Consider the following 1,298-nt stretch of genomic DNA (forward strand, 5'->3'; position numbering starts at 1 on the left):
GCTTGGGGGCAGATCGCCGAGCGTCCTCGCCAATTCGGCCTAACAATTCGTCCAAGCCGAAACTGCTTCGCAGTTCGGCTTAACTCAAGGTGTTAGGTGCTAGGGGAAGCTATGTCGCAACTCGTCGATCCGTTCTGGCTCTGCCTGCTGGCTGCCTCGGCCGGCTGGAGCTCGTTCTTCTCGCTGTTCCAGCGTCCGCACGTCCGTGGGTGGCGGAACCTCGGCTTGCTGGCCGGGTTTCTGCTGGGCATTGCCATGCTGGTGGCCCTGCCGTGGCGCCAAGCGCTCGCGACGTGGGCGGTGGCGGCCGTATCCGGCGGCGCGCTCTACATCGTCTATGAGTTGGTCGCCTATGTCCGCATGCCCGCAAAGGCCCCGGACGCCCGGCCGCGGCTCGGTCACCTTGTCCACGCGTTCTTTGTCTGGCCCGTCATGCTGCCCGAAGCTGTGGAGTATCTTCTCGCAGAGCTGGGTGTCCTCAAGCCTGCCCCGGAAGCACCGGCTGGCACCTAACAATTCGTCTAAGCCGACGCCGCTTCGCGGCGCGGCTTAACTCAGGTGTTAGACCAATGAAGAGAAGGCTCCCTCCCCCGCCGTGGTCGGGACAAGCTGTCCATGGAGCGCTGCGTTGGCTGGCCTTGGTCTTCGTTGGCGTGACGGCCATCGCGCTCACGGGCATCGCCGTTGCACTCTTAGCAGAAGGTCTGGGCGGTCTCCTGCAGCACCCCGTGCTCATACCGATGCTCGCTGTCACCGTATACATGACCCTTCTCTTCTTACACGTGGGCCGCAAAGGGAAGGCTCCGGCCGGGTGGGCTCCGTGGTAACTCCGCGTCGGTCTAACAACTCGTCCAAGCCGACGCCGCTTCGCGGCGCGGCTTAACTCAGGTGTTAGGCGGGCAATAGGCGTACTTGCTCAGCGTTGTTCTGTCTGACCTCGCGCGCTTGCCTTACTCGGTCACAGTGCCGGTCTTGCACCGCAGCGCCCGCCGTATTCGTTCGGGACAGCTGGCTGCCTTCGGCCGCATCGGGCCTCACGCCCTTCCGGTCCGCGCCCGGCTGGGTTCTCGGGCCTAACTGAAAGCGTTAGGCACTGCGGCTTCCTAGCGGGCGCTTGTCGCACAGCTGCCTGTGGGTGACCCGCCTTCGGACGCTGCGGACGGGTAAGATCGCCTTGTTGCTGTGAGGGTTCGGCGCGACCTCCAGCTTTCTTCCGGGCCAGCAAGTGTCCAGGTACCTCGGACTCTTTCGGGCCTAACTACGCGTTCAAGCCGAAACCGCTTCGCGGTTCGGCTTAA

General features: G+C 63.9%; 1 protein-coding gene. It reads left to right on the plus strand.

Translation table 11 applies throughout. The annotated features are described in order from the left end of the window. Window positions 1–111: 111 nt before the first annotated feature. A complete protein-coding gene (locus tag ACFFGH_RS34345) occupies window positions 112–513 on the plus strand; it encodes a hypothetical protein (RefSeq protein WP_386677450.1) in 402 nt (133 codons plus the stop codon). Window positions 514–1,298 lie beyond the last annotated feature (785 nt).

Source organism: Lysobacter korlensis (genome assembly GCF_042434515.1).

Bases quoted from the DNA above. Each gene is read 5' to 3' on its own strand.
- ACFFGH_RS34345 (WP_386677450.1), top strand. From the start codon at position 112: ATGTCGCAACTCGTCGATCCGTTCTGGCTCTGCCTGCTGGCTGCCTCG.